Annotated in this window: 18 protein-coding genes; 11 read left to right on the top strand and 7 right to left on the bottom strand. The window is 65.0% G+C overall.

The features are described from left to right. A partial coding sequence (locus HR086_RS10920; RefSeq protein ID WP_254626277.1) for a hypothetical protein occupies positions 1-1,253 on the top strand: 1,253 nt, incomplete at its 5' end. Positions 1,254-1,487: 234 nt separating this feature from the next. On the opposite strand, the gene HR086_RS10915 is transcribed toward HR086_RS10920, so the two are convergent. Continuing rightward, entirely contained in the window at positions 1,488-2,552 is a 1,065-nt protein-coding gene (locus HR086_RS10915) for an SIS domain-containing protein (protein WP_174465552.1), read from the bottom strand. Positions 2,553-2,697: 145 nt separating this feature from the next. On the opposite strand from HR086_RS10915, the gene fsa reads away from it, so the two are divergent. The 4 genes from fsa to HR086_RS10895 all read left to right on the top strand — a co-directional run bounded on the left by fsa (position 2,698) and on the right by HR086_RS10895 (position 6,587). Further along, on the top strand, positions 2,698-3,351 hold the full coding sequence (gene fsa, locus HR086_RS10910) for a fructose-6-phosphate aldolase (RefSeq protein ID WP_174457545.1): 654 nt from the start codon (positions 2,698-2,700) through the stop codon (positions 3,349-3,351). 156 nt (positions 3,352-3,507) lie between these two features. Then, positions 3,508-4,644, top strand: coding sequence for an acyl-CoA dehydrogenase family protein (locus HR086_RS10905; RefSeq protein ID WP_174457544.1), 1,137 nt, complete (start codon positions 3,508-3,510; stop codon positions 4,642-4,644). Between the two features lie 151 nt (positions 4,645-4,795). Further along, positions 4,796-5,593, top strand: a complete 798-nt coding sequence (locus tag HR086_RS10900) for an electron transfer flavoprotein subunit beta/FixA family protein (protein ID WP_141644299.1) — start codon at positions 4,796-4,798, stop codon at positions 5,591-5,593. Positions 5,594-5,621: 28 nt separating this feature from the next. Next, positions 5,622-6,587: an electron transfer flavoprotein subunit alpha/FixB family protein gene (locus tag HR086_RS10895; RefSeq protein WP_174465551.1), complete on the top strand. Its 966-nt coding sequence runs from the start codon at positions 5,622-5,624 to the stop codon at positions 6,585-6,587. An 86-nt stretch (positions 6,588-6,673) separates the two neighbouring features. On the opposite strand, the gene HR086_RS10890 is transcribed toward HR086_RS10895, so the two are convergent. Beyond that, entirely contained in the window at positions 6,674-7,234 is a 561-nt protein-coding gene (locus HR086_RS10890; RefSeq protein ID WP_141644297.1) for a cytochrome c oxidase assembly factor Coa1 family protein, read from the bottom strand. A 192-nt stretch (positions 7,235-7,426) separates the two neighbouring features. On the opposite strand from HR086_RS10890, the gene HR086_RS10885 reads away from it, so the two are divergent. From HR086_RS10885 to HR086_RS10870, 4 genes are all read left to right on the top strand, one after another. Continuing rightward, positions 7,427-8,410 (top strand): GNAT family N-acetyltransferase, encoded by a 984-nt coding sequence (locus HR086_RS10885; RefSeq protein ID WP_174465550.1) that lies wholly within the window; start codon positions 7,427-7,429, stop codon positions 8,408-8,410. Between the two features lie 75 nt (positions 8,411-8,485). Next, entirely contained in the window at positions 8,486-9,439 is a 954-nt protein-coding gene (locus HR086_RS10880) for a DMT family transporter (protein ID WP_371817333.1), read from the top strand. A 90-nt stretch (positions 9,440-9,529) separates the two neighbouring features. Further along, positions 9,530-10,507: an MBL fold metallo-hydrolase gene (locus HR086_RS10875; RefSeq protein WP_174457542.1), complete on the top strand. Its 978-nt coding sequence runs from the start codon at positions 9,530-9,532 to the stop codon at positions 10,505-10,507. A gap of 35 nt (positions 10,508-10,542) precedes the next feature. Continuing rightward, positions 10,543-11,124 (top strand): MOSC domain-containing protein, encoded by a 582-nt coding sequence (locus HR086_RS10870; RefSeq protein ID WP_174465549.1) that lies wholly within the window; start codon positions 10,543-10,545, stop codon positions 11,122-11,124. Here the strand turns inward: HR086_RS10870 and HR086_RS10865 are convergent. Then, positions 11,121-11,453, bottom strand: coding sequence for a hypothetical protein (locus HR086_RS10865; RefSeq protein ID WP_174465548.1), 333 nt, complete (start codon positions 11,451-11,453; stop codon positions 11,121-11,123). The two genes, HR086_RS10870 and HR086_RS10865, sit on opposite strands and share 4 nt — an antisense overlap. Positions 11,454-11,487: 34 nt before the next feature. Between HR086_RS10865 and HR086_RS10860 the strand changes: the two genes are divergently transcribed. Together HR086_RS10860 and HR086_RS10855 are read left to right on the top strand one after the other, a co-directional pair. Next, positions 11,488-13,227, top strand: a complete 1,740-nt coding sequence (locus HR086_RS10860; RefSeq protein WP_174465547.1) for a hypothetical protein — start codon at positions 11,488-11,490, stop codon at positions 13,225-13,227. Then, on the top strand, positions 13,227-13,892 hold the full coding sequence (locus HR086_RS10855) for a hypothetical protein (protein ID WP_174465546.1): 666 nt from the start codon (positions 13,227-13,229) through the stop codon (positions 13,890-13,892). The genes HR086_RS10860 and HR086_RS10855 overlap by 1 nt, the downstream gene beginning before the upstream one ends. Here the strand turns inward: HR086_RS10855 and HR086_RS10850 are convergent. The 4 genes from HR086_RS10850 to HR086_RS10835 all read right to left on the bottom strand — a co-directional run bounded on the left by HR086_RS10850 (position 13,885) and on the right by HR086_RS10835 (position 22,713). After that, positions 13,885-14,784 (bottom strand): alpha/beta fold hydrolase, encoded by a 900-nt coding sequence (locus HR086_RS10850; protein WP_174465545.1) that lies wholly within the window; start codon positions 14,782-14,784, stop codon positions 13,885-13,887. The two genes, HR086_RS10855 and HR086_RS10850, sit on opposite strands and share 8 nt — an antisense overlap. 234 nt (positions 14,785-15,018) lie before the next feature. Then, positions 15,019-15,654, bottom strand: coding sequence for a hypothetical protein (locus HR086_RS10845; RefSeq protein ID WP_174465544.1), 636 nt, complete (start codon positions 15,652-15,654; stop codon positions 15,019-15,021). Between the two features lie 180 nt (positions 15,655-15,834). Continuing rightward, positions 15,835-16,161: a hypothetical protein gene (locus HR086_RS10840; RefSeq protein ID WP_174465543.1), complete on the bottom strand. Its 327-nt coding sequence runs from the start codon at positions 16,159-16,161 to the stop codon at positions 15,835-15,837. A 6-nt stretch (positions 16,162-16,167) separates the two neighbouring features. After that, positions 16,168-22,713, bottom strand: coding sequence for an RHS repeat-associated core domain-containing protein (locus tag HR086_RS10835; protein WP_174465542.1), 6,546 nt, complete (start codon positions 22,711-22,713; stop codon positions 16,168-16,170). Positions 22,714-23,928: the final 1,215 nt, after the last annotated feature.

Here is a 23,928-nt window from a genome sequence, read left to right as displayed (position 1 = left end):
CGTCCGCTCCCTCGGGAGGAGCGCTTCCCGAAGGCCATCCGGCCGTGGAAGGTGGCGCGTCGCCCACCGCGGCGCCCTCGGGGGAGCTGCCCTCGGGTCATCCTCCGTTGTCCGGCACCGGCAAGGCGCCGCCGTCCGCGGAGGAGCTGCTGCGACAGCTCGACTCGACGGAGGGGCTGCAGGGGCGGGAGAAGACCTTTGAAATCGCGGCGTCGCTGGGGCGCCTGTACTACCTGAACGGCCGCAACGCGGAGGCGGGCACGTACCTGCTCCAGGCGGACGAGCGCGCGAAGCCGGTGCGCGACGTGTTCCTCGCGCAGCGCAAGAAGCTGGGCAAGGCGGCGCTGGCCACGGCGGAGGCGGCGGGCTGTGGCTTCACGCCCGGGCAGGCGCTGGAGGCGATGGGTGCGGTGGCGCAGGAGCGCGCGAAGAAGGGCGACGTGGCGGGTGCGGCGGCGTGTGCTCGCGCGGCGTTGGAGCCCGTGCTGGAGACGGGCGTGATGCGCGCCAATGCGCTCTTCCTGTCGGGAAACGCGGCGGGCGCGCTGGTGGCGTACGGCGCGGTGCTGGAGGTGGAGCCCCGGCACGAGGAGGCGCTCTACGGTCGCTCGGCGGTGTTGTTCGAGACGAAGGGCGAGGACCTGACGGCGCTGAAGCAGGCGCGCGAGGGCTTCGAGGCGGTGCAGGCGATGAATCCGGCCTCATCCCGCGCGGCGGCGGCGAAGCGGCTGGTGACGCTGGTGGATGAGACGGTGAAGGCGGGGGGCCGGGCGAAGCTGCTCGCGTCGCGTGCCGAGGACCGTCGCATCCGGTTGGCGCAGGCTCCGGCGGCGCAGGGGCCGGACGCGCCGCGCCCGCTGACGCGGGAGATGGTGGACGCGGTGCAGAACACCGAGCGCACGCCGGAGCTGGAGCAGGGCCTGGCGAAGCTGGTGGACGAGGGCGAGGAGCACCTGTCGAAGGGGCGCTTCCAGGAAGCGCTCGGCAACTACACGCGCGTGGTGCCCTTCCAGCCGGAGAATGGCCGCGCGAAGGCGGGCATGGCCTGGGCGCTGACGGGCCTGGGACGTCCCATGGCCGCACGCGTGTGGGGCGTGGCGGTGCAGACGGACCCGGCGTCGGTGGAGAAGCTGGGCGACACCCTCAAGGCCAAGGGCGACGACAAGGGCGCCAAGGCCCTGTGGGAGAAGCTGGCCACGGACGCGCCGGACTACGCCAACAAGGCGGGGCTCCAGGCGAAGCTCACGCAGTAGGTGCCAAATCGAGCACGGGCGTCACGCGACGCCCGATGCTCAGAGTCCCCCGTCTGCTCCGTGGCACGCCATCGAGTCCGGCGCGCTGGGAGCCTCCGTCGGAGTGAGCCACTGGGAAGCCGCCGCCCGATGCTCCGAGTCGCTCGTCTGCTCCGTGGCACGACGTCGAGTCCGGCGCGCGGGAGCCTCCGTCGGAGTGAGCCACCCGGAAGCAGCCACGCGCCGCCCGAGTGCTCAGACGAACTTCGCGGCGAGCAGGTCCTGTACGTCGAGCAGGCCCACGGCGCGGCCCTCGACGTCGACCACGGGGAGTTGGTCCACGCGCAGCTCGCGCATCTGCGCGGTGGCGGCGATGACCAGGGTGTCCGGCGTCACGCACCGCGGCTGCTTCCCCATGATGTCGCGCACGGGGATGGCGAAGTCGGTGAGGCCCTGCTCCACGCGGCGGCGCAAGTCGCCGTCCGTGAAAATGCCCACCAGCCGTCCCCTTCGGTCCACCACGCACGCGGCTCCCGGACGCCCCGGCGTCTTCGTCATCACCCCGACGACCTCCGACAGCGGGGCGATGTCGCGCACCAGCGGGTTGGCCGGTCCGGTGCGCATCAGCTCGAAGACGCGCTGCACGGAGCGGCCCAGCTTCCCACCGGGATGCAGGAGCGCGTATTCATCCGTGCCGAAGGGGCGCGAGCGCATCACCGCCATGGTGAGCGCGTCGCCCAAGGCGTGCAGCGCGGCGGTGGACGCGGTGGGCACCATGCCCATGGGACACGCCTCCGCGATGCGGCCGATGTCCAGCACCACGTCCGAGCCCTTCGCCAGGGGACTTTGCGCATCCCCCGTCAGCGCGATGACCGGCGTGGCCATGCGCTTGAAGGCGGGCATCAGTCGCAGCAGCTCCTCGGTGGAGCCGCTGTTGGACAGGGCGAGGATGACGTCTCCGCGCGCCACGCGCCCCAGGTCCCCATGCACGGCCTCCGCGGGGTGCAGGAAGACGGAGCGGATGCCGGTGGAGGCCAGCGTGGCGGAGAGCTTCTGGCCGATGTGGCCCGCCTTGCCCATGCCCGTGACAATCACCTGGCCCGCGCACGCGCGCACCAGCCGCACGGCCTTGAGGAAGGGCGCGCCCAGCCGCGTCGTCACGCCGAGGATGGCGTTCGCCTCCGCCTCCAGCACATCGCGTGCGCATGCGAGCAGCGCCTCGTCGTCCGGCTCGGGCTCGGACGAAGGGGCTGGCGTGGAGCGGCCGGGGAGGGCGCGCAGACGGGGCTTCTTGACGGCGGAGCGAGGGGAGCGGGCCATGGCGTCGGCTTCGCCTTGTACCTGCCGGACACCACCGTGGCCACCCTTGACGCGTGGGGGGGCATCGGTTACGCGCCTGCTCGCCCGGCCCCCCAGGCCGATTCCTTTTCCAGCCCTTCACCGGGCCACCCAGGAGAGTGACGAGATGAAGTTCTTCATCGACAGCGCGGACGTCGAGGAAATCCGCAAGGCCCACGCCATGGGCTGCGTGGACGGCGTCACCACGAACCCGTCCCTGTTGGCCAAGGTCGGCCGCGGGCTGGAAGAGACCATCCGGGAGATCTGCTCCATCGTCGACGGCCCCATCAGCGCGGAGGCCGTGTCCCTGGACGCCGACGGGCTCATCGCCGAGGGCCGCGTGCTGGCGAAGATTCACGACAACGTCGTCGTGAAGATTCCCATGGGCGTCGAGGGCGTGAAGGCCGTCAAGGCGCTGACCGCCGAGGGCATCCGCACCAACGTCACCCTCATCTTCTCCGCCAACCAGGCCCTGCTGTGCGCCAAGGCCGGCGCCACCTACGTGTCGCCCTTCGTCGGACGGCTGGACGACATCTCCCAGGACGGCATGGAGCTCATCTCCAACATCTTGGAGATCTACCAGAACTACGATTTCGACACGCAGGTGCTGGTCGCCAGCGTGCGCAACCCCGTGCACGTGCTCCAGTCCGCCCGCATGGGCGCGCATGTCGCCACGCTGCCCTACAGCGTCATCACCCAGCTGGCGAACCACCCGCTCACCGACGCGGGCATCAAGAAGTTCCTCGCGGATTGGGAAAAGGTCCCCAAGGCGAAGAAGTAGACGCACCCTGGGTCCCCGGAGGGCCTTCGTGGCCCCCGGGGTGTCGCCCGCCCCCCTGGGCTCCACTTTCCCAGGCGGGTTGGGCTGGAGATTTCGCGGCGCGGCATGTATTCGTTGACTTCCGAATCAACACGTCGACGCACCCCGAGGAATCTCATGGAATTCCAGCTCACCGAGGACCAGCGCGCGCTCCAGCAGGCGGCGCGCAAGTATGCCCGCGAGGTGGTTCGCCCCAAGGCGGCGCACTACGACGAGACGGCCACCTTCCCCCGGGACCTTCTCGCCACGGCGTTCGAGCTGGGCCTGCTCAACATGGCGGCCCCCGCGGAGTACGGCGGCGTGGGCCTGTCGCACCTGGACCAGACGATTGTGGCGGAGGAGCTGAGCTGGGGCTGTGCGGGCGTGGCCACGTCCATCATCGCCAACGACCTGGCCAACCTCCCCATCATCCTCCACGGCTCCGAGGACCAGAAGAAGCGCCTCTTGAGCCACTTCGCCGAGCGGCTGAAGTTCTCCTCCTTCTGTCTCACCGAGCCGGAGGCCGGCAGCGACGTCGCCAACATGCAGACGACGGCGCGCCGTGAGGGTGACGAGTACGTCATCAACGGCGCCAAGTGCTTCATCACCAACGGTGGCCACGCCGAGCAGTACACGGTGTTCGCCACGGTGGACAAGACGAAGAAGCACAAGGGCATCACCTGCTTCGTCGTGGAAGGTCGCCCCGCGGGGCTGACCGTCAGCAAGCACGAGAACAAGATGGGCCAGCGCGCCAGCGACACCGTGTCGCTGACGTTCGAGGACGTGCGCGTCCCGGTGAAGAACCGCATCGGTGAAGAGGGCCAGGGCTTCGCCATCGCCATGGCGACCCTGGACAACAGTCGCCCGCTCACCGCCATGTTCTCCGTGGGCATCGCCCGCGCCGCGCTCGAGCACTCCATGGAGTACGCCTCGCAGCGCAAGACGTTCGGCAAGCCCATCATCGAGCACCAGGCCATCCAGTTCATGATCGCCGACATGGCCATGAACACCCACGCGGCCCGCATGCTCACCTACGAGAGCGCGTGGCTGTTGGACCAGGGGCAGCGCAACACCCTGCAGTCCAGCTACGCCAAGTCCTTCGCCGCGGACATGGCCATGAAGGTCGCCACCGACGCGGTCCAGGTCTACGGCGGCTACGGCTACATCAAGGAGTACCCCGTCGAGAAGCTGATGAGAGACGCCAAGCTCATCCAGGTCTACGAGGGCACCAGTCAGGTCCAGCGGCTCGTCATCGCGAAGGAACTGTTCAGGTAGAAAAGCAGAACTGTGTCCGGCGGCCGTTTCCCATTGCCGCCGTGACACCCGGATGCCTATTAACCCAGACCGTTCGCGCGTCGCGTCAATGCGGACCGCACGGACTGTTTTCCAGCCTTCATAAACGCCTCCCGCAAGGAGAAGCCCAGCCGTGAAGATCCTCGTCACCGCCAAGCGCGTGGAAGACCCCGAGTCCAAAATCAAGGTGAAGCCCGACGGCTCGGGCATCGTGCAGGAGGGGCTCAAGTACAAGATCAACCCCTTCGACGAGATTGGCGTGGAGGAAGGTCTCCGGCTCGTCGCCAAGCACCAGGGTGAAGTGGTGGTGGTGTCCATCGGTGGCAAGGAAGTGCAGGAGCAGCTCCGGCACGCCCTGGCCATGGGGGCTCACCGCGCCGTGTGGGTGAACCACACCGGTCCGTTGGACCAGTTCGGCATCGCCGCCCTGCTCCAGAAGGTGACGGAGAAGGAGAAGCCGGACCTCGTCATCCTGGGCAAGCAGTCCATCGACGACGACCAGAACCAGGTGGGCCAGTACCTGGCCGAGTTCCTGGGCTGGGGTCAGGCCACGTTCGCCTCCAAGGTGGAGTCGATGGAGAGCGAGCAGGAGAAGAACAAGGTCCCCGCCGTGACGCTGACCGCGGACGGCAAGGCCGTGCGAGTGATTCGCGAGGTCGACAACGGGCTGGCGACGCTGGAGTGCCAGCTGCCCGCCGTCGTGACGACGGACCTGCGCCTCAACACGCCGCGCTACGCCAGCCTCCCGGGCATCATGAAGGCGAAGAGCAAGCCCATCGAGGAGCTGACGCCGGAGAAGCTGGGCGTGGATGTCGCCCCGAAGATCCAGATCGTGAAGCTTTCGTCCCCGCCCGCGCGCAAGGCCGGCATCAAGGTGCCGGACGTGGCCACGCTGGTGGACAAGCTGCGCAACGAGGCGAAGGTCGTCTAACCCTCTCGGAAGATACGGAGACACTCCCATGCCAATCGTTCTCATCGTCGCCGAGCAGCAGCCGGACGGGCACCTTCGCAAGGCCTCTCTCAACGCCATCACCGCGGGCAAGCAGCTGGCCGACAAGGCCGGCGCGGAGCTGCACATCGCCCTCATCGGCAAGGACCCCGCGAAGGTCGCCGACGAACTCAAGGGCACCGGCGCCAAGGCCGTCCATGTGGGCGCCGCCGCGGAGCTGGAGCACTACCTCGCGGAGACCTACGCCCCCGTTCTCGCCACGCTCGCCACCGAGCTGAAGGCGGACTACGTGGGCATGGCGTCCACCGCCCAGGGCAAGGACCTGCTGCCCCGCCTCGCCGCGCGTCTGAAGGCCGCCATGGCCACGGACATCACCGGCCTGAACGGCTCGGGCGCGGACATCACCTTCAACCGTCCCATGTGGGCCGGCAACGTGTTCGCCGAGGTGAAGCTCACCACGCCGGTGAAGGTGTTCACCGTGCGCGCCACGGAGTTCGCCGCCGCCGGTACGGGCGAGGGCGCCGCCGAGGTGAAGGCCTTCGCGCCGAAGGTCGAAGCGTCGAAGACCAAGTTCGTCGAGTTCAAGGAAGTGAAGAGCGCTCGCCCGGAGCTGACCGAGGCGAAGGTCGTCATCTCCGGCGGCCGTGGCACCAAGGGCGACTTCAAGGAGATTGAAGCGCTGGCGGACGAACTGGGCGCCGCGGTGGGCGCGTCCCGCGCGGTGTGTGACGCGGGTTGGGTTCCCAACGACCTGCAGGTCGGCCAGACGGGCAAGGTCGTCGCTCCGTCGCTGTACATCGCCGCGGGCATCAGCGGCGCCATCCAGCACCTGGCGGGCATGAAGAGCTCGAAGACCATCGTCGCCATCAACAAGGACGCCGAGGCTCCCATCTTCCAGGTGGCCGACTACGGCATCGTCGCGGACCTCTTCAAGGTCCTCCCCGAGCTGCGCACGGAGCTGCACAAGCTGAAGTAGCACTCCGGCCCGCAAGGGGCTCAAGGCGAGGGGCGACGTGGGGCAGTGTCCCCGCGCCGCCCCTTCGTCGTTTCCGGTGTTCGTGCCTACAGCTCGATGTCGCTGTCGCGTCCGCGCTCCGGGGCGTCCTCGTCTCCAGCGGGCGGCTCCGTTGGAGGTGGCAGGGGTGCTTCTTCCGCGCCTTCGTCCTCGGGGAACGCGTCGGGCGCTTGGGGTGCGTCGTCGCGCAGGTCGATGCGCGTGCCGTCCTCCAGCTCCACCGCGAGGGTGTCGTACCGCCACTCGCCCTCGCCCTGCTTCTTGGCGTCGACGTGCAGCATGCCGTCGGCCTGGGGCCCGTCGAGGGGAATGGCCAGCCGCGCGTGCGTCACGCCGTTGACGGTCCGCACCGACGTCTGTTTGGGCAGTCCGTTGTCGATGGGCGAGCCCAGCGCGGTGCGCACCTCCGCGTCGGAACGGGCAATGGCCACCGCCTCCGTGAAGGCGTCCATGTTCTTCAACGACGAGTAGCCGAGCCCCACGAGCGCGAAGCCCAGGCAGCCGCACGAGGCCAGCACGCCCAGGCAGCCCACCGGCACGAACCACTTCCAGTTGCGGCTCCACCACCCCTGCTGTGGCACCAGCGAGCCCTCGGGCGTCGCGTCCATGACCTCACTCCTCCTTGAGCCACCTCCCGGCGGGGCGGCGCTCCTCTCTTAGCGAGCCCGGAGCGCGCGGGATAGGGCCCCGGGTTCCAGTCGCCTCGCGTCGGTTGGTGTGGGAGAGGGGAGCGGGTAGATTCCGGCGGACGAGCGACAGGGGAAGGCTCGTGTGGGGCCGGACTTCCCTGGAGGTGGCGCGTGCCGCCGCGGAAGACGCCGTCCACCGAGGTGCTGCTGGACGTGCTGGAGGCGCTGCCTCCGGGCCAGAAGCTCTGGGTGCGAGGTGTAAGCCAGGACCTGTATCCCCTGCTGCGCGTCGGTGACGCGGTGAGGGTGCTGCGCTGTGGGCCTGGCGCGACGTCGCGCGGGGACGTGGTGCTGGTGCGTCAGGCGCGGATGCTGACGGCGCGGGTGGTGGTGTCCACGAGCCCCTGGAGGACGGCCACGCTGCTGGGCGCGGAGGAGCGCTCGGGTGGGGAAGTGCTCGGCCGGGTGGTGGCGCTGCGGCGCGGCCGGTGGCGGGTGCCGTTGCCCAGGCCCTTCCGGCCGGCGCTCTGGGTGGCCCAGCGGACCCTGGCGACCGCGTGGGCGAGGCCCGAGACCCGGCTAGTCTATCGGGGTGTGAGGGACTTCTTCTTCTCCGGCTGGTCGAAACCGCTGCGGCGCCACCTGGTGGGGCCGCTGGCGGTCCGACTGCTGCGGGCGGAGGACCAGGACGCCCTGCTCCTCTTCGCGAGCGAGCGACTGGTGGTGTCCGCCAGCTTCCTGCGCCGGCAGCTTCGCGAGCGTTGGGGGCTGGAGGACTCCGAGCGCCGGGGCGCGGCGGCGGGTGCGCTGGACGCGAAGGGGAGGCTTCACGGCTTCGCCTGGGTGGATTCGTATCGGCAGGAGGGGTTGCCGCTGGAGGGCGTCTGGGTGCGTTCGCTGGTGGTGGCGCCGCAGGCCCGGCGGATGGGCGTGGCCACGCAGCTGTTGGCCTGTCTGCTGGTGGAGGCACACCGACAAGGGGAGCCGAGCGTCCAGGCGGATGTGGACGAAGACAACGCCGCGTCGCTGCGAACGTTCGAGAGGGTGGGCTTTCGTCGGTCATCGGACGCACTGACCCGGCGGACGAACGAGGCCTGGGACGCCGCGGGGCGCTCCAAGCGATTGGTGGTCCTGGAGCGGGACTCCGGGCGCTGAAGTCGCCGGGGTTGCGTGAGGGCTCGCGGTGAGTCAAAAGCACCCGCGCCGCGCCTTCGCGTCGTGAGGACTTCCGTGAGCATCTCCACTCCCGACAGCATGGGGCGCGGGCCAACACGCCTGGAGCGACTCAAGGGCCTCCAGGCGGACGGCGCGCTGCTCTTCATCACCCTCATCTGGGGCGTCACCTTCGTGGTGGTGAAGGACGCCCTGAGCTTCGCGGACCCTTTCACCTTCCTCGCGCTTCGCTTCGGGGTGGGCGCGCTGGTGCTGAGCGCGTTGGCGGGGCGACAGGTGTTCTCCCCGACGAACCTGCGCCATGGCTCGGTGCTGGCCACCTTCCTGTTCCTGGGCTTCGCGCTCCAGACGTGGGGGCTGACGCTCACCACGCCGTCGCGTTCGGCGTTCATCACCGGGATGGCGGTGCTGTTCGTCCCGCTGTTGTCGCTGTTGGTGTTCCGGCGGATGCCGAAGCCCGCGGCGCTGATGGGCGTGGCGTTGTCGGCGGTGGGGCTCTACCTGCTCACGCGGCCCGCGCCGGGCGAGGGGGGCGGCTGGCTGAGCGTGGGAGAGCTGCTGTCGTTGGGTTGTGCGGTGGCGTACGCGGGGCACATCACCCTCACGGAGCGCTACGCGTCGAAGGAGGGCGTGCTGGGGATGGTGGCGGTCCAGTTGTGGGGCGTGGCGCTGTTATCGGCGGCGTGCCTGCCCTTCGTGACGCGCAAGGTGGAGTGGAATCCGTCGCTGGTGACGGCGGTGCTGGTGTGCGGGCTGTTGCCGAGCGCGCTGGCCATCAGCATCCAGACGTGGGCACAGGCGCGGACGTCGGCGGTGCGCGCGGCGGTCATCTACGCGTTGGAGCCGGTGTTCGCGTCGATGTACTCGGTGGTGCTGGGCTACGAGGTGCTGGGCGCGCCGGAGGCGATGGGCGGTGGGCTCATCCTGACGGGGGTGCTGGTGGCGGAGCTGGGGTCGCCGGCCTGGACGTGGTGGAAGTCAAGGCGACGGGGAGTGCAGGGGACGGGCTGACACCGGGGGCTGCTCCCCGGGCGGACAGGCGGAGGTCGCGAGAGAAGCGGCCCACGGGTGAGTGGACGCGCTATATCCGGGACCCTTCTCATGAGCGTGGAGCTGCGTCGAAACGGGTTGCACCTGACGGGCACCCTCCTGTCCCTGGATGCGAAGCGCAAGTCGCCGCTGAGCTTCGTGAGCCACGGGCATTCGGACCACATCGCCAGGCATGAGCGCACCATCGCCACGGCGGCGACGCTGCGCTTCATGGAGCATCGGCTGGGGCCGGTGAGTGCGCCGCTGGCCGCGCCGTATCGCCGTCCGTTCGAGTTGGGACCGTTGGTGCTGGAGCTGTTGCCGGCGGGGCACATCCTGGGCAGCGCGCAGCTTCGAGTCATCCGCGCGGATGGGCGGCGTGTCGTCTACACGGGGGATTTGAACGTGGTGCCGTCGCTGACGACGGAGGCGACGGAGGTGGCGGAGTGCGACACGCTCGTCATCGAGTCGACCTTCGGTCATCCGCGCTACCGCTTCCCGCCGCGCGACGAGGTGTGGGGGCAGGTGGAGGCGTGGATTCGGCGGCAGCTCGAGCGGGACGCGGTGCCGGTGGTGCTGGGCTATCCGCTGGGCAAGAGCCAGGAGGCGATGAAGTTTCTGGCGGGCAAGGGATTCTCGCTGGTGGCGCACTCGTCGATTTTCGAGGTGGCGCAGCTCTACGCGGAGCTGGGCGTGCCGATTGAAAACTTGCGGTGCTTCCACGGGAAGGTGGAGCCGGGCGAGGTGCTGTTCTTCCCGCCGCATCAGGCGCGGGGCGGAGCGCTGGCGCATCTGTGGCCACGAGGCACGGCGGTGCTGACGGGATGGGCGATGGACCCGGGCGCGGCGCGGCGGTACGGCGCGGACGTGGCGTTTCCGGTGTCGGACCACGCGGACTTCCCATCGCTGATGGCCTACGTGAAGGCGACAGGGGCGAGCGAGGTGATTACGTGTCACGGCTTCGCGGAGGAGCTGGCGCAGGCGCTGCGGGACGCGGGGGTGGATGCCCGGCCGCTGGGAGGCAAGCCGCAGCAACTGTCGCTGCTGTGAGGCGGCGAGGGCGTGGACTGGAGTAGAACGGGGCCATGCCTTCCCGTTCTCCGCGGCTCGTGGGCCGTGCGGTCCGCGTCCTGGTGTGCACCGAGAAGAAGACCTTCGTGACTCGGGAGTTGCCCGAGGTGCGGGTGACTTTCGAGGGAATCGAAGGGGACCGGCACGCGGGGCACACGAGGCCGGCGGACGTGCGCACGCCGTGGTACCCGAAGGGGACGCCCATCCGGAACACGCGGCAGCTCTCGCTGGTGTCGACGGAGGAGCTGGCGTTGGTGGCGGAGACGCTCGGAGTGCCGAAGGTGCTCGCGTCGTGGCTGGGTGCGAACCTGGAGCTGACGGGGGTGCCAAGGCTGACGCACGTGCCGCCAGGGACGCGGCTGTTCTTTCCCGACGACGCGGTGCTCGCGGTGGAAGGGGAGAACGAGCCGTGCATCGGACCGGGGAAGGTCATCGAGGAGCACCATCCGGACCGGGTGAAGCTGGCGAGTCGCTTCGTGAAGGCCGCGTGGGAGCGCCGGGGCCTGGTGGCCTGGGTGGACCGGCCTGGTGTCCTCCGCGCGGGAGATGACGTCCGCGTGATGTTGCCGAAGCCGGTGACGTACGTGCTGCCTTAGTCAGCGGGAAGGTTCAGGCTCTTTTCGAATTCCCAGAGGAGGGGCCAGAACCGTTCCCAGGCTACATCCGTGGTGGGGCTTTCCCCGATGATGGCCCCGATGGCGCCGCCCGACGTGCTCCATCCGAATCGACTTCGAAGATATCGGGCGAACTCGCCATTGAAGTCGATGAACGGCTCTTTGATGCCATGGGCCCTGACTGCCTCTGTATATCCGGCGATGAGGACCATGAGGCTGCGGAGCTGCAGGCCACGCTCCTCTTCGAGATAGGTGAGGTAAATCTCGGGGGATTTCTCGACGAGTCGAAGCATGTCGAAGATGGAGGCCATGAAGTTCCCTAGAGGTCATGCCGAGGGCGACTGAATGCGGCTGCCTGTCATGCGGTGTCGTGGGGGCGGTCAGCATACCAACGAGAGTCGTGTCTGCAGGGTTGGGCGGCTCATGGATTCGGCTGTGCCGATGGGCTGGTTGAGGTTGCTGTTCATCCTGCTTGCGGTGTCGGGCTGTGCGACGACCTTGGAAGGTTCGGGTGGCAACGTCTGGCTGGGGCGAGGCGCTGTCACAGAGCAAAACGGGTCCGAGATGCAGCGGGCCGCCGAGGCAGAGGTCGCCCGGGTCGTCAAGCAGGTAGGCGCGACTGTTCGCGACATCGACTCGATAGGGGCTCGCCTGACGCTGACGTTCTGGTCGGAGCGAGGTGCGCTCACCTGGACTGGCTACGAGTCGCATGAGCGCGTGGACCATCGAGGAGGTCTGGCAGGAGCGGCCGATACTCGGGACGCACTGAGAGAGGTGCTCGCTGGCTACGGTCTGGAGCGTACGGGGCAGGTGGTGTTGTCTCTGCGCCGGAACGAGTCAAAGTGGTCGGTGGACTATGCGTTCCATCGCCACGCGGAGCGCCCACCCGAGGCCAGGACGCTTCCGGTGCAGTGGGCTGGTGACACCGTGCCCGACGAGGTCCCATCGGGGCTGACACGTCTCCTGGCTGGGGTCGGTGTTCCCAATGGGGGCGAGGTCTGGCTGGAGGCCGACGCGGTGCTGGAGGACGGTCGTGTGGCGGGATGGGAACTGCGCCGCTTCCAGGTGATTCGGAGCGGAGCAGGTGGTTCTCCGTTGGTGCCAGCGCCACGAGTAGGTCTTGAGGTGGTTCGGCTCACACGCGCCTTCCAGGACGGCATGGGGCCTCGCACGGTGCGGTTTGGAATCCGGCTGAAGCACAGTCGGGGAGAGGGTGACGGTTGGGTGGAGTCCGCGCGAGTCGTCGGCTTCGAGACGCCGACGGGGCTCGAACCGGAGGTCGCCGCTGAGTACCGGGCGATGCACGAGGACATCGTGCGGCGCTGGCGAGAAGGTGTCGCGGAGGGATTCACCTGGCTGGCTCAGCGCGGCGTGCAGGAACTGGCGCTCTGGTACGTGGGCGCTGTCGCCATCAGGGGCGCTGGCTTCCTCGCGGTTCGAGGTGGTGGCGTCGTTTGGAAGGCTCTGCGTCAGGGCAAAGAGGCCGCAACTGGCTGGCTGCGGACCATGCTGTCCCGGGTGTCCCAGAGCGAGGGCCGCGCATTCGAGCGACTGTGGACGAAGGCTCAGCTCGAAGGAGAGCGAGCGCTCACGACCGGCGAACGGAGCGAGCTGCGTGCTCTCATGGCCCGCATCGAACGCCTTGCTGGGACACCTCTTGAGTCCAGCGAGAAGACCGCGATTCGTGAACAAGCGCGCCGCTTCTACAAGTCACTCAACCCGCGACTCGAACGCGTCATGGATATCGACCCCGAGCGATGGCCAGTCCACCATCGGCGGCCGCTCCAGTACGCGCATCTCTTCCCCGCGGAGAACATCAATGCGGCGAGCAACCTCGCGGTGGTCGAGGTGTCAGTCCATCGCCGCATCAATGCGCTCTGGATGCAGTTCGGACGGGCGCGTCCCCATGCATCCCCGGCTGACGTCAGGAAGGTCGCGGAGATCATCGATCATGAATTCCAGCCCTGGTATCACCGGGTCGATGATGTTCTCGGCCGAGGTCGCACACCCGAAGAGGCGGAGACGGCTGTGATGACGATGCTGGAACGACTCTACGGTTCGATGGGCAAATGGGGTGGTCGGTGATGGCAACGCCGCTCTTGCCGGGACTCGACGGATTGCTCGACGTCTGCCAGCGACTGGGCCTGCGGCAGGTCATTCCTCCAGCGAGCTCGCGTCCTCCTGCGCCAGGGGCATTGGTCGAAGGCACTCCGTTGGACCCCATGCTCGCGAGTGTCTATTCCCGGATGAGCAAGGCGATTCTGGCGGCGGATGTCGCTGGTATTTCGATTCTTCAGTGGGACGACTCAGTCAATGCGGTGGCCGAGCGGAACCGAGAGCTGCGGGCAAGCTGGCAGGGGGACTTGTTCGCGCGTTTCGTCGTCTTCGCGGGAACCCCGTTCCTTGCCCACTACTTCGCGACCGTGCCGGGACTCGCGGATGCCGAGGGATATCAGCCCGTGGTTTGGGTCGACTCCTACGAAGAAGGCTACGCACTGCCACTCGCCTCGAATGTGGACCGCTTCTTCGACCTGTACGCGCGATATCTGGAATCGCTCATCGCCCACGAGGACTACGCGGAGCGAGGTTCGGCGGTGCTCAGCTTTCCCTGGAAGGTTCCGCACCTGGTCGCGCGAGATGACCGCCTCGTCCAGCTCATCGAGGAAGGCCGCTTCGACTTCCCTCAGGCGGGCCACGACGCCGGTACCTGGGCCCACCAGGTCATCGAAGCCCGTCGACGCATCATGTGACGTAGGCCGCGCCCTCCGCCCGCGACGCATGCACACGCTGAAGGAAGCGCCGCATGAGGAACGCGATTTCATCCAGGTGCGTCTCCAGCGCCCAGTGCCCCGCGTCGAGCAGATGCAGCTCCGCATCCGGCAGGTCTCGCAAGTACGCCCGCGCCGACTCCTCGGGCATGTAGCCGTCGTGTGGCCCCCACACAATCAACGTCGGCGGCTGGAACTCACGCAGGTACGCCTGGAACCTCGGCATCCACGCCAGCGTCGTTCGCAGATCCGCGAGCAGATGGACCCAGTGTTCCTTGCGCAGCTCCCGCTGCACCAGCAGCCAGGACAGCGTCCACAGGTCCGGGCTCACACGGTCGACCAGAGACTCCGGAATCTCTCCGATGAACTCGCCCCGGAAGCCCTCTTCGCTCACCGCCGCGGCGAGATTCTCGCGCCCCTTCGCCGTCGGGTTCTCCCAGTACTCCCGAAGTGGTTGGTACTTCGGTCCGAACGCGTCCTCGTAGATGTCGCCGTTCTGGATGACGAGCGCCGCTACGCGCTCCGGCGCCTTCAACGCGAGCCGGAACCCGAACTGCGAGCCGTAGTCATGCAGATACAGCGCGTAGCGCGTGAGCCCCAGCGTCTCCACGAACCGCTCCAGGTACCGCGCATATCCGTCGAACGTGTAGTCGAACCGACTCGCGTCCGGAGTCTCGCTGTACCCGAAGCCCGGATGGTCCGGCGCAATCAACCGCCACGAATCTCCCAGCGCCGGCAACAGGTTCCGGAACTGGAACGACGAGCACGGATAGCCATGCGGTAGCAGCACCACGGGGGCGTCCTCGGGGCCGGCCTCGCGATAGAAGATGTCGATGCCGTCCACCTTCACCGTCCTGTGATGGACCTCCGGCATGAGCACACCTCCCCGTACGAGCCCTCGCGTCGTCAACGCGGAAGTCGGGACGCGAGGGCCTGTCGTCCTCAGCCAAGCTGCTCATCCACGAGTCGCCGGAAGAGCACCTGCCGCGCCTCGTCGCAGGGATGCCTCCAGACCATTCGGGCTGGCGCGCGGCCGCTGTCTTCCAGGCACCCCCCAAGGTCCCTGATTGCCGATTGCCTTCGCGGAACGGTCTCCGAGCGCGGCTGCTCAGTCCATGAACCAGTGCATGTAATCCGGTGTGCTGGCGAACGCGAGCACCGTCGTGGCGAGGCTGAGCAGCACGCCGATGGCGAACGCACGCGTCATCCGCTTCTTCTCCTGGAAGAGCCGATAACCGATGCGAGGCACCGCCACGGCCGCGATGGGGTAGAGGAACAGCACGCCCAGGTGGAAAGGCACGCCGCCCGCCTCGCGGAATGGATAGAGCCCGACCGGGTCGAAATCGTAGACCCGCGCTTCGCCGACATAGGCCCGGTAGATGCCCAGCGCATAGTAGGGATAGTTCCGCCACCCGATGACGAAGGCACTGAGCAGCAGACTCGCCTGAAGCATCGCGGGCCCCGGATGCGTTTGCCTCCGCCTCCAGCCAATGACGGCGAAGGGCAGCGCGAGGACCGGAATCACGAGTCCGGCGACAATCAGCGCCGTGCGGACCGGATACAGCGGGTCCTGCGCATGCGGGGCATTGTAGGGACCGTCGATGTAGATGCGCTCGAACGGCACCATCGACGCCGCATACGGCACCGCGGCGAAAAGGGCGCCAGTCAGCAGCACCTGCGCCATGAGGGCCCACGAAGCACTCCGCTCCAGCGGTGCCGCCGTCACCTGCGCGTGGTCGACCATGACCTAGCGTGGACTCACGCCCGCTTCGAGGTCAACGCACGCCGCCGTGCGTCGGCTCCGGGTTCCCAGAAACACCACGGGGCCGCCGAGTCCCGAAAAGGACTCCAGCGGCCCCGAGGGGCCCACCCTTCAACTCGCCGTCACTCCGCGTCGGGCGACTGAATAAGGGCAGCGGGTAGTTCAATGCGCCATAAGGCTGCGCTCAAACTCCCAAACATGCGTCCAGAAGACTTTCCATGATGTTTCCTTGTCCGAGTACTCCCGTAGCACGGCACCAATAGGCCCAGTTGACATGCTCCATCCATACTTTTGTCGTAGGAAGTTCCCGAAGTCTTCTCGGAAGTTCAAAGTGGGTTCAACCAGTTGGTGTTGTTGAATGGCGCAGGTGTATCCCATGATGACGAATTCCAGGCTGGAGAGTTGTTCCTCTCGTTGATTGTTCATGTATCCGAGATACATGGATGGGCGCTGTTCAACCTGCCGGAGAAAATCAAAAATAGAGGTCATGTGTCGCTAGAATCCAAAATTGATGACATCGGCGAATTCCCATCGAGCCTTGTATGCTGAGAATGCTTCGCCAGCGGGCCCCGTAAAAGCATCATACACGCGTCCATTCTTGGTGACGACGACATGAAACGTCCAGGGCGGTTGGTGGCCAGCAGGATTTTTGAATTCAATGCCGCCCGGATCTCTCATTCCGCCAAGGTATCCATGCCCATGCGGTTGTGTGATGACTTTGATGTCGCCACCCATTCTTCTCTGGATCTCCGTGGCGACATCTTCGCAACCGCTTTGGCACGCGGTGTCTCCAACCTTGTGTGCTCGCCACGGGCGTCCACCAATGGTCATTCCAGACGATCCTGAACCTCCGCCCGATCCCGGGCCACCGGATCCGCTCATCATATGTGCTACGATGTCGCCAGCTAATATGTTCAATGCCCGGCTGGCCTTTAGGGACGAATCAAGCACTAGCACTCGTCCGGTGTAAATCGCTGCAGCGCCGTCAATGGCTAGTGGTGCGGTAAGGATGCCGACGTCAGTAAATAGCATGGAGCCCATAGCCGTGCCTGATTCACCCACTCCGCGAGCGATGGAGGCGAGCCCGGTGAGGAACTCCACCGCGCTGGCGGCTCCCAGTCCTAGCGAGAAGCCAAATCGTGCGTCGTCTGACATTCCGTCGGGGAGAGGCAAAAGATTCGAGAAAGGTATTGCTCCATAGGTCGCACCCATGAGCACCCCAGTGTAGGATTGAGTCCAGTGATAGTAGACGAGAAGTAGGTACCCACTGAGCGCAGAGGCGCTAGGTGCAGGCCCATAGCGTAGTTCACGCACAATCGTCCCTAGCATGGATTTTCCTTCATGTGAGCGATTGGTGTATGACGTGCTGGAAGAGCCTTCAGTGGACGACTCCGTCCGAATGATTGGGTCCAGACTGCGGCCATGAAGTGCGGCGAAGAATCCCTCCATGGTTCCCCAGCCGAGGTCAGGGGAAAAGGACGATGCAGGGGTGCCGGCAGCGAAGTCTCGCGAAACATAGCCACCGTACCAACTGTCGTAGTAGGTCACCCGCTCCGACGTGACGAATCCAGATGGGTCCGAGAACCGCAGAGGGTTGTTCAGGACGTAGCTGTAGCGATTGAATGACTGTCCGAAGAGGGGAGCCTGGACGCTTGGATCTGGGCTCAGGAATCGCCCCGTCTGGGGGTCATACATTCGCCCGCGCATGTTGATGAGGCGTAGTTCGTCGTCGTGTTCGTGTCCCGTGAAGCCGAGACGCATGTCTCCGGGCGAAGTGGTCTCCGGTGCCGTCAGGTTGCCGGGCTGCCTTCGTTGTCCGAAGGGCTCGTGTTTCGACCTGAGCACGACGGCGCCAGAAGCATCGGTCAGACTTTCCAGCGAGCCAAGGTGGTCCTGATGGAGATAGAACCACCGTTTCTCCAATGTCGGATTGCCGGCAACGGCCTTCCAGACAACCTGCGCTACGGCCCGTCCCGCACCTTGCACCAGGAACGCATGGACAACTGTCCCATCCAGCGTCCGGCGCTCTTCGTAAAGTCCGCCTACATAGCTGGTCACAGAGCCATCCGTGCTTTGCTTCACAGCACGTCGCTGGAGCGCGTCGTACCGGAACGACACCGTCTTCACCCCGTCTGTTATCGATGAGGGCAGTCGGAAGCCCGTGAACTGTGCCGAGCGGCCGGGCGCTTCAAGCTGGTTGCCTCCACTATCATAGGTGTACGTACCCTCGGCGGAGCCCGTGATTGCGTGGGGACCCGCTGTCCCCGCACCATAGGTATAGGTGCCACCGACCCCTGTACCTTGCGCAACGGTACGCGAGGTCAAATTGCCCAGGTCGTCGTATCCGTAGCTCAGTATCGAGGTGTTGCAGTTTTGTGTGACGGACCAGCGTGTGATCCGGTCGAGCGCATCGTAGGCAAAGCTCTCGGAGGTCTTGGCGATGCGGTCATGCCTAGTTCGGAGATTGCCATTCGATTCATAGTCATATGCCAGCGCCTGGATGGGGGTGCCAGCAGGTTGGAGCTTGCTGTCGATGAACTTGAGCCGCCCCAGGACATCGTATAGCCGACGTGTGACCACTCCATTTCCAAACGTCTCCTGTGAGAGCTGTCCCAACTTAGTGACGGCATCGGCGCGCCAATGCACCGTGCCAGACGTGCCTGGCTCCTTGACGACGGTGAGCTGCCCGTTCCAGGAGGAGTACCCATGCTCAACCCGGAGCGCCTGCCCCTGGACAGAGGGATAGGTGAGCTGCGACGGGCGCCCATGGGCGTCGTAGGTCCTGCTTAGCGTGTAGAGCCGGGTTTCAATGCTCCAGGTTTCCGTTTCGGGTCTCCCCTGGCTGTCAAAGGCATACCCCACAACGATGTCGTCCAGTGTGGTGGAGAGGTCTCCGTGGCGGGTGCTGGTGGTCATCCTCCCCTTGGCATGAGCACCCTGGTCCCATTCGAACGTGGACCGTCCGTCCTTGGTGCTGTCGAACCGCACGACTCGGCCGTGTGCGTCGTGCTGGAATTGTGTGACAGTTCCGTTTCCATCCCTGGTTTGGACCACATCACCAAAGGGATTGAACGTCGTGAGATCTTCACCCGAATCAGGGTCTACTTGGCGTGTTCGCCGCCCCCAGGAGTCGTATTCGAAGAGTACCTCATTGTTCGCGCTGTCCCGCGCTTTGCGCAACACTCCGAAGGGGCCGTATTCGTAAGTGGTTGCGAGGATAGCGCTTGGGGCTTTCTCATCCTCGCTTCGGACCGTGCGGCTGTTTGCGTCCACGAGTACCCGTGAGACATTGCCCTTCTCATCGACCGTACGAATCCAGAGCCCTTCGGGGGCCGCCGTGAAACTCGTCGAGATGGATGTACCATCCGGATTCAGGGTCTTGGTGGTTCGCCCCAACTTGTCGTACTGGAACATCGTGGTCACCGGGTTGGTGCCCCCTCGAGGATTGGGTGACTTGACCTGTACCAGTCGTCCCAATCCATCGTACTCCCTGGATAGATCCGTATAGGTCTGGGCCGCGAAGGCGAGACTTCGTTCTGTGACGATTCTTCCCAGTCGGTCATACCCTGTCCAGGTTTCCTTTCCGCCGTCCTGTCGGGTGTGAACCTGGAATGCCTGCCCCGCGATTGAGGACGCGGTATAATTCACAGTGGTGTCCGCGAGGGTAGGGCCGTTCTCCCTCCGGACACGTCCCCACCCGTCGTACTGCCATTCCGTGCGAACATCATTCTCGTCGACGGTCACCCCGAGAACTCCCAGTCCCGGATGATAGGCATACTGAATCGTATGCCCGACTGCGTTGGTGACGGAGGCGGGGTACGTTCTGTCGACCAGGTCATGCGTGAAGGTGGTGGTGCGAGAAGGAAGCCCGGCGACCTCTCGCGCAATCTGGGATACCAGACCGTCGGAATCTCTTGAGTAGTGAACGATGAGCTTCTGGCTCGGGCTGTCGGGATCAGTGACTTCTTTCTCGAGAAGCCCGGTGCTTGGCGCGTACTCCATTCGCTTGGTGCGAGTGGTGGTCAATCCGCCCACCGTGTTGCTTTCCTGGACCCGAGTAGGAAGTCCTATCCTCCAGGTCGAAGCGGTATTGGAATACTCGACTGTCACTGTCGATGAGTCACCACCGACGGTCTGTTGTGTCTTCGAGAGGAGGTTTCCGTAGACGGGGTCGTGCTGAAGCGTGGTGGTGGTCGTTCGAGTGAACCCAGAGGAAGCCGGAACTGACTGAGAATGGGTGACTTCGCTGTCCTGGCCTCCTGCGAGCGATACGGTGGTAATGCGTGAGACTCCGTCAGCTCCCACGCGTACGCTGTTCTGATAGGTCATCAACTGCTCGATGGTCGTATGCAAGTCCCCTTCGACGACCTGGGTTCGCATCCGAATCGGCTTCATGATGTAGGGGTACAGGGTCCCCACTTTGGTTTGATTGTCGTATTCGGTGCGAAGAATGGAGCCAGTCTGGAGGTTCGTCGTGACCACGGCTGCGAATCCCAGCCATCCACGCCCGGCTGAATCGATCCGGCCATCCTCGTAGCTGTATCGCGTTGCCCGTGTGGGATGCCCTTCTCCCGCATCGGTTTGATGCTCGGCGACCACCCACTTCCCCCGTTTGACGCATGGCCGAGGAAGTCCACAATTCGTACCAGGTTGGTAGACGGTTGAATCGGTGAGAGGCTTGTAGACGAAGTTGACCTTTGACCCCAGGCTGTTTTCCGCCTGCACGAGCATGCCGGGCAAGGTGTTCTGTTGCTTGTAAATGCGCAACGTTCCATCCACCACCTGCGCGATGTCAATGCGCCCATCTCCGTCAAGATCGAGCGTCTGTGACAATACATAGCCCGAGAGGGTCGTGCGCCCGAACGGGATGGCAAGCGGATGAACGATGAATGAGTTGTCGCGAGACAGCAGAACGACGGGACTCGGTCGCTGCGGGTGGCTCCCCAGCAGGAGCAGATCGTCACGCCCATCCCTGTCGAAGTCCACGATTCGGACGCCGTTGTCCCGGCTCCAGGGGCCTAACGTTGCATTCGCAGGGAGCGTATGGGGCACTGGCTCCGCGAAGCCATTGCCGGTGTTGATGAGGGTTTCCAGCCCCGTTCCACCTGTCGTGGGAGACCGGATGGCATCTGGCAACTTGTCGCCGTTGATGTCCGCGAACAAGTAGACCTTGTCATTGACTTCCGTTCGAACCAAAGTGGTGGCTTGCTTGTGGAACTGCCCGTTGGATTTCTCGACGGCCCAGTAGCGCTGCCACATGACTCCGAGCCCCCCTCCGGGGGGCACATCCTTATCGGTGATCAGCAGTCCCATCCGACCGGTGGCATGGAGGTCCAAGCTGAACGCGACGTTGTCGTTGAGATAGGAGGTGCTGATGGGAAGAAGCGGCTGGAGCACCCCGTTGATATTGGGTCTATAGGAGAGCTGCTCGCCAGCAGGAGTGGGTACGACCTGGAGAGATTCCATCAGGCCATCCCCCTCAAGGTCCGCGAACCACATGTCCCTAGCACTTCCGGTGTCGACCAACTGGAGACCAGTGCTGCTGTTCAGGTAGTTGTTGAATTGTCGTGTGCTCTGCGGGTCGCAGCCGAATTTCTGAACAAGGCTGATGTCGGTGAGGCCGTCACCATTGAGATCGAGCCATCGGCCATTTTCCCCCAGCCGTGGGGACGCACACGTGGTGGGGAGCGCAGTGTCGACGGGGGGGCCCACGCCCACTCCTTGTGGCAGGGCATGGCGCACCACCCACTTGAAGAGCGAGTATCCATTGGATGGGTCTTGTGCGCCCGCGGACTTCCGATAGATCAGGTCTTCGCGCCCATCTCCATTCATGTCGGCGGTTTGCAGCAACCAGTTGTCGCGATTGCCGTCAGAGTTTGGGAGGTCCGTCAGGTCGGCAGCTCCCGTATTGATTTCACTGAACACAGTTTGATCCGGCGCATATGAGAACATCAGGGGCCGCTTGCAGACCTGGCTCCCATCGCATTCCGTGAGGGTGCGCAGTTCACTGCTGCCTCGAAGGGTGCTCAGTGCGTAGGTGAACCGGTAGCTGCGTAGCAGCCCGGCGGAGAAGGGCTTGGGGCCGTGCATCTCCATGGACTCGATACGCTGGGTAGAAACGAGTTTGAGGCCCGCTACGTATTGAGACCGCGTGTCCGGACGGGGTTGATACTTCACGTGGACGAAGCGAGTGGCGGGGGTGGTCGGCGCAATCGATGAGGCGGTGTATTCGATTCGCGACAGGAGGTGTTCGTAGCCGTGGTCTCCTGGAGGAGACGTCAGTGTGTAGTGGAACGAAAGGAAGTTGCCAACCCGGTCTGAGATCTTGGCGAGGGCCCATGCATAGCGGTTGAGTGCCGGTTCGAGCGTGGTCTCGATGTTGGTGTCTTCCCCGGGGCGAACCTGGATTCTTCGCCCCATGAGGCTCGAGCCATTCTCAAGCCCGTAGGAAAGCACCCGACCGTCCTTGAGGTAGACCTCGAAGCGCTCGGGCCCATACTCATCTGCACCGAGGGAGAGGATTTTGGTGAAGCTCTCGAGTTCGGTCCTGTATTCGGTTTCCGACGCGCCGTAATCCCCCTGCACCGCGACCAGACGCTGGCCGTCGAGGCAGAAGACATCCGATGTCGAGAAGGTGATGGGCGAGGCCTCACCGTCTTGCACGACGGTTCTTCCGCACCGGGTAATGCGGGAGGTACCAGACAGCCTCCAACCCACGCCAATCAGTCCATTGCCCTCATCGCTGCTGTAGGTGAGTGACAGGTCCGGCTGGATTCCCGCTCTGCCTGCTGGAGTCCAGAGCGGAATGCGATAAGTCGCGACACCGTCTGCCGTTGCGCCCGAAGAGTTGTCGATACTTCCAATGGCGGTGCCTTGCGCGCTGACTTCCGTTGGAAGAATGACGGTCGTTGGGAGCGCCAGGGGTTGTTGCTGGCGGCCCGTAGTGGGTTGGGGTGGTGGGGGAGACTTCTTGTTACTGTCCGGCCCACAAGAGCCGAGGGCGATAGTCAGTAGGAGTAGTGAGAGGAATTTTTGTTTCAAGATGGTTGCCTCAAAAATGGCTATGTCGAAAGTCTCAGGGAACATCCCGAGTCGCTGTCAGGGCGACTGGGGGCAGACGGGAGAGCTCTCCGTGAGGCAGACCTCACCCTCGTCGATCCCATCGTCGCAGTCGTCGTCCTCGCCATTGCACGTCTCAGGGGGGGCGACGCAGGCGGTCCAGCGGTTGTTCAGCCAGGTCCCATTGTTGACCGGGCGTACTTCGCAGACTTGGTTGATTCCGGGGCAGAGTCCGAGCGAATTGCTGCATGGCTTGGTGATGCTTCCGACTCCGCCTCCGGGGAGGTTGTCGACAACTCCATCGAGGTTGTCGTCACAGGAGTTGCAGTCTTCTGCGCGTGCGGTCGTTGGCTGACATGGGCCAGAGCTTCCATCTGCACGGCATTCCGCCGTCGACTGGGGGCAGGAATCCGTCAACTCAAGGCAGGCACGCCGAGTCCCTGTGTAATACTGGCATGTGAACTGACCGCCGAGGCACTTTTCGCGTCCACCACATCCGGCAGTGCTGCTACACGTGTTTCGAAACACTTCCTCGTCGACTTGTCCATTTGCGTTGTCGTCGCAGTTATTGCAGGTCTCGACGCCTGTGTTGCAACCTGCCCCAACGGAGCAATTCGCAGAACACGCACGGGTGCCCGTCTTGTTGTCACAGCCTTGGCATGCCACCGTGCCACCGCAGCCGGAACACGCATTCCAGCCCGTTGCTGTGCAGGTCCGCGTTCCCGCGATGCCGCAGGAGTTCGGATTACAAGTCTCCGTCAGGCTGTAGAAGTTGAGACTTGTGGGGGCATTGTCGATGATTTCGTCCCCGTTGTCGTCGCAGTTGTTGCAGATTTCCGCTCCTACATTGCAGCCGTTGACGTCGCACGAGTCCGAGCATGTCTGGGTTCCTTGTTTCCCGCCACATCCCGTACAGGCCACGACTCCGCTGCAGCCATCGGAGTCCCATGCGCCGTCATTGCAAACCCGTTTTTCGCGACAGCCATTGGCGTGTGTGGTGTAATTGATTGTTCCGTCCGTGCAGGCCATGGTTGTGCTTGGAGATGGGGGCTCGGCGACTGAAATGAGAGGAATCAAGAGCGCGAACGCAAATCTCATGGCAAGGAAGTTCCTGTTCTGGGGGAAGGTGACGCCGCGCGGAGTTAATCTGGGCCTGTTCAGAAGTGAACAGGCCCGAAGTGCGACGTCACGGTTCTG

Source organism: Myxococcus sp. CA039A (genome assembly GCF_013336645.1).
Lineage (GTDB): Bacteria > Myxococcota > Myxococcia > Myxococcales > Myxococcaceae > Myxococcus > Myxococcus llanfairpwllgwyngyllgogerychwyrndrobwllllantysiliogogogochensis.
Note: the sequence above shows the minus strand (reverse complement) of the source record. Positions and strands in the feature narration are given on the sequence as shown.

Coding starts and splice junctions, on each gene's coding strand:
- HR086_RS10915 (WP_174465552.1), bottom strand. CDS start 2,552: ATGGCCCGCTCCCCTCGCTCCGCCGTCAAGAAGCCCCGTCTGCGCGCC.
- fsa (WP_174457545.1), top strand. CDS start 2,698: ATGAAGTTCTTCATCGACAGCGCGGACGTCGAGGAAATCCGCAAGGCC.
- HR086_RS10905 (WP_174457544.1), top strand. CDS start 3,508: ATGGAATTCCAGCTCACCGAGGACCAGCGCGCGCTCCAGCAGGCGGCG.
- HR086_RS10895 (WP_174465551.1), top strand. CDS start 5,622: ATGCCAATCGTTCTCATCGTCGCCGAGCAGCAGCCGGACGGGCACCTT.
- HR086_RS10890 (WP_141644297.1), bottom strand. CDS start 7,234: ATGGACGCGACGCCCGAGGGCTCGCTGGTGCCACAGCAGGGGTGGTGG.
- HR086_RS10875 (WP_174457542.1), top strand. CDS start 9,530: ATGAGCGTGGAGCTGCGTCGAAACGGGTTGCACCTGACGGGCACCCTC.
- HR086_RS10870 (WP_174465549.1), top strand. CDS start 10,543: ATGCCTTCCCGTTCTCCGCGGCTCGTGGGCCGTGCGGTCCGCGTCCTG.
- HR086_RS10865 (WP_174465548.1), bottom strand. CDS start 11,453: ATGGCCTCCATCTTCGACATGCTTCGACTCGTCGAGAAATCCCCCGAG.
- HR086_RS10860 (WP_174465547.1), top strand. CDS start 11,488: ATGCGGCTGCCTGTCATGCGGTGTCGTGGGGGCGGTCAGCATACCAAC.
- HR086_RS10855 (WP_174465546.1), top strand. CDS start 13,227: ATGGCAACGCCGCTCTTGCCGGGACTCGACGGATTGCTCGACGTCTGC.
- HR086_RS10850 (WP_174465545.1), bottom strand. CDS start 14,784: ATGCCGGAGGTCCATCACAGGACGGTGAAGGTGGACGGCATCGACATC.
- HR086_RS10845 (WP_174465544.1), bottom strand. CDS start 15,654: ATGGTCGACCACGCGCAGGTGACGGCGGCACCGCTGGAGCGGAGTGCT.
- HR086_RS10840 (WP_174465543.1), bottom strand. CDS start 16,161: ATGACCTCTATTTTTGATTTTCTCCGGCAGGTTGAACAGCGCCCATCC.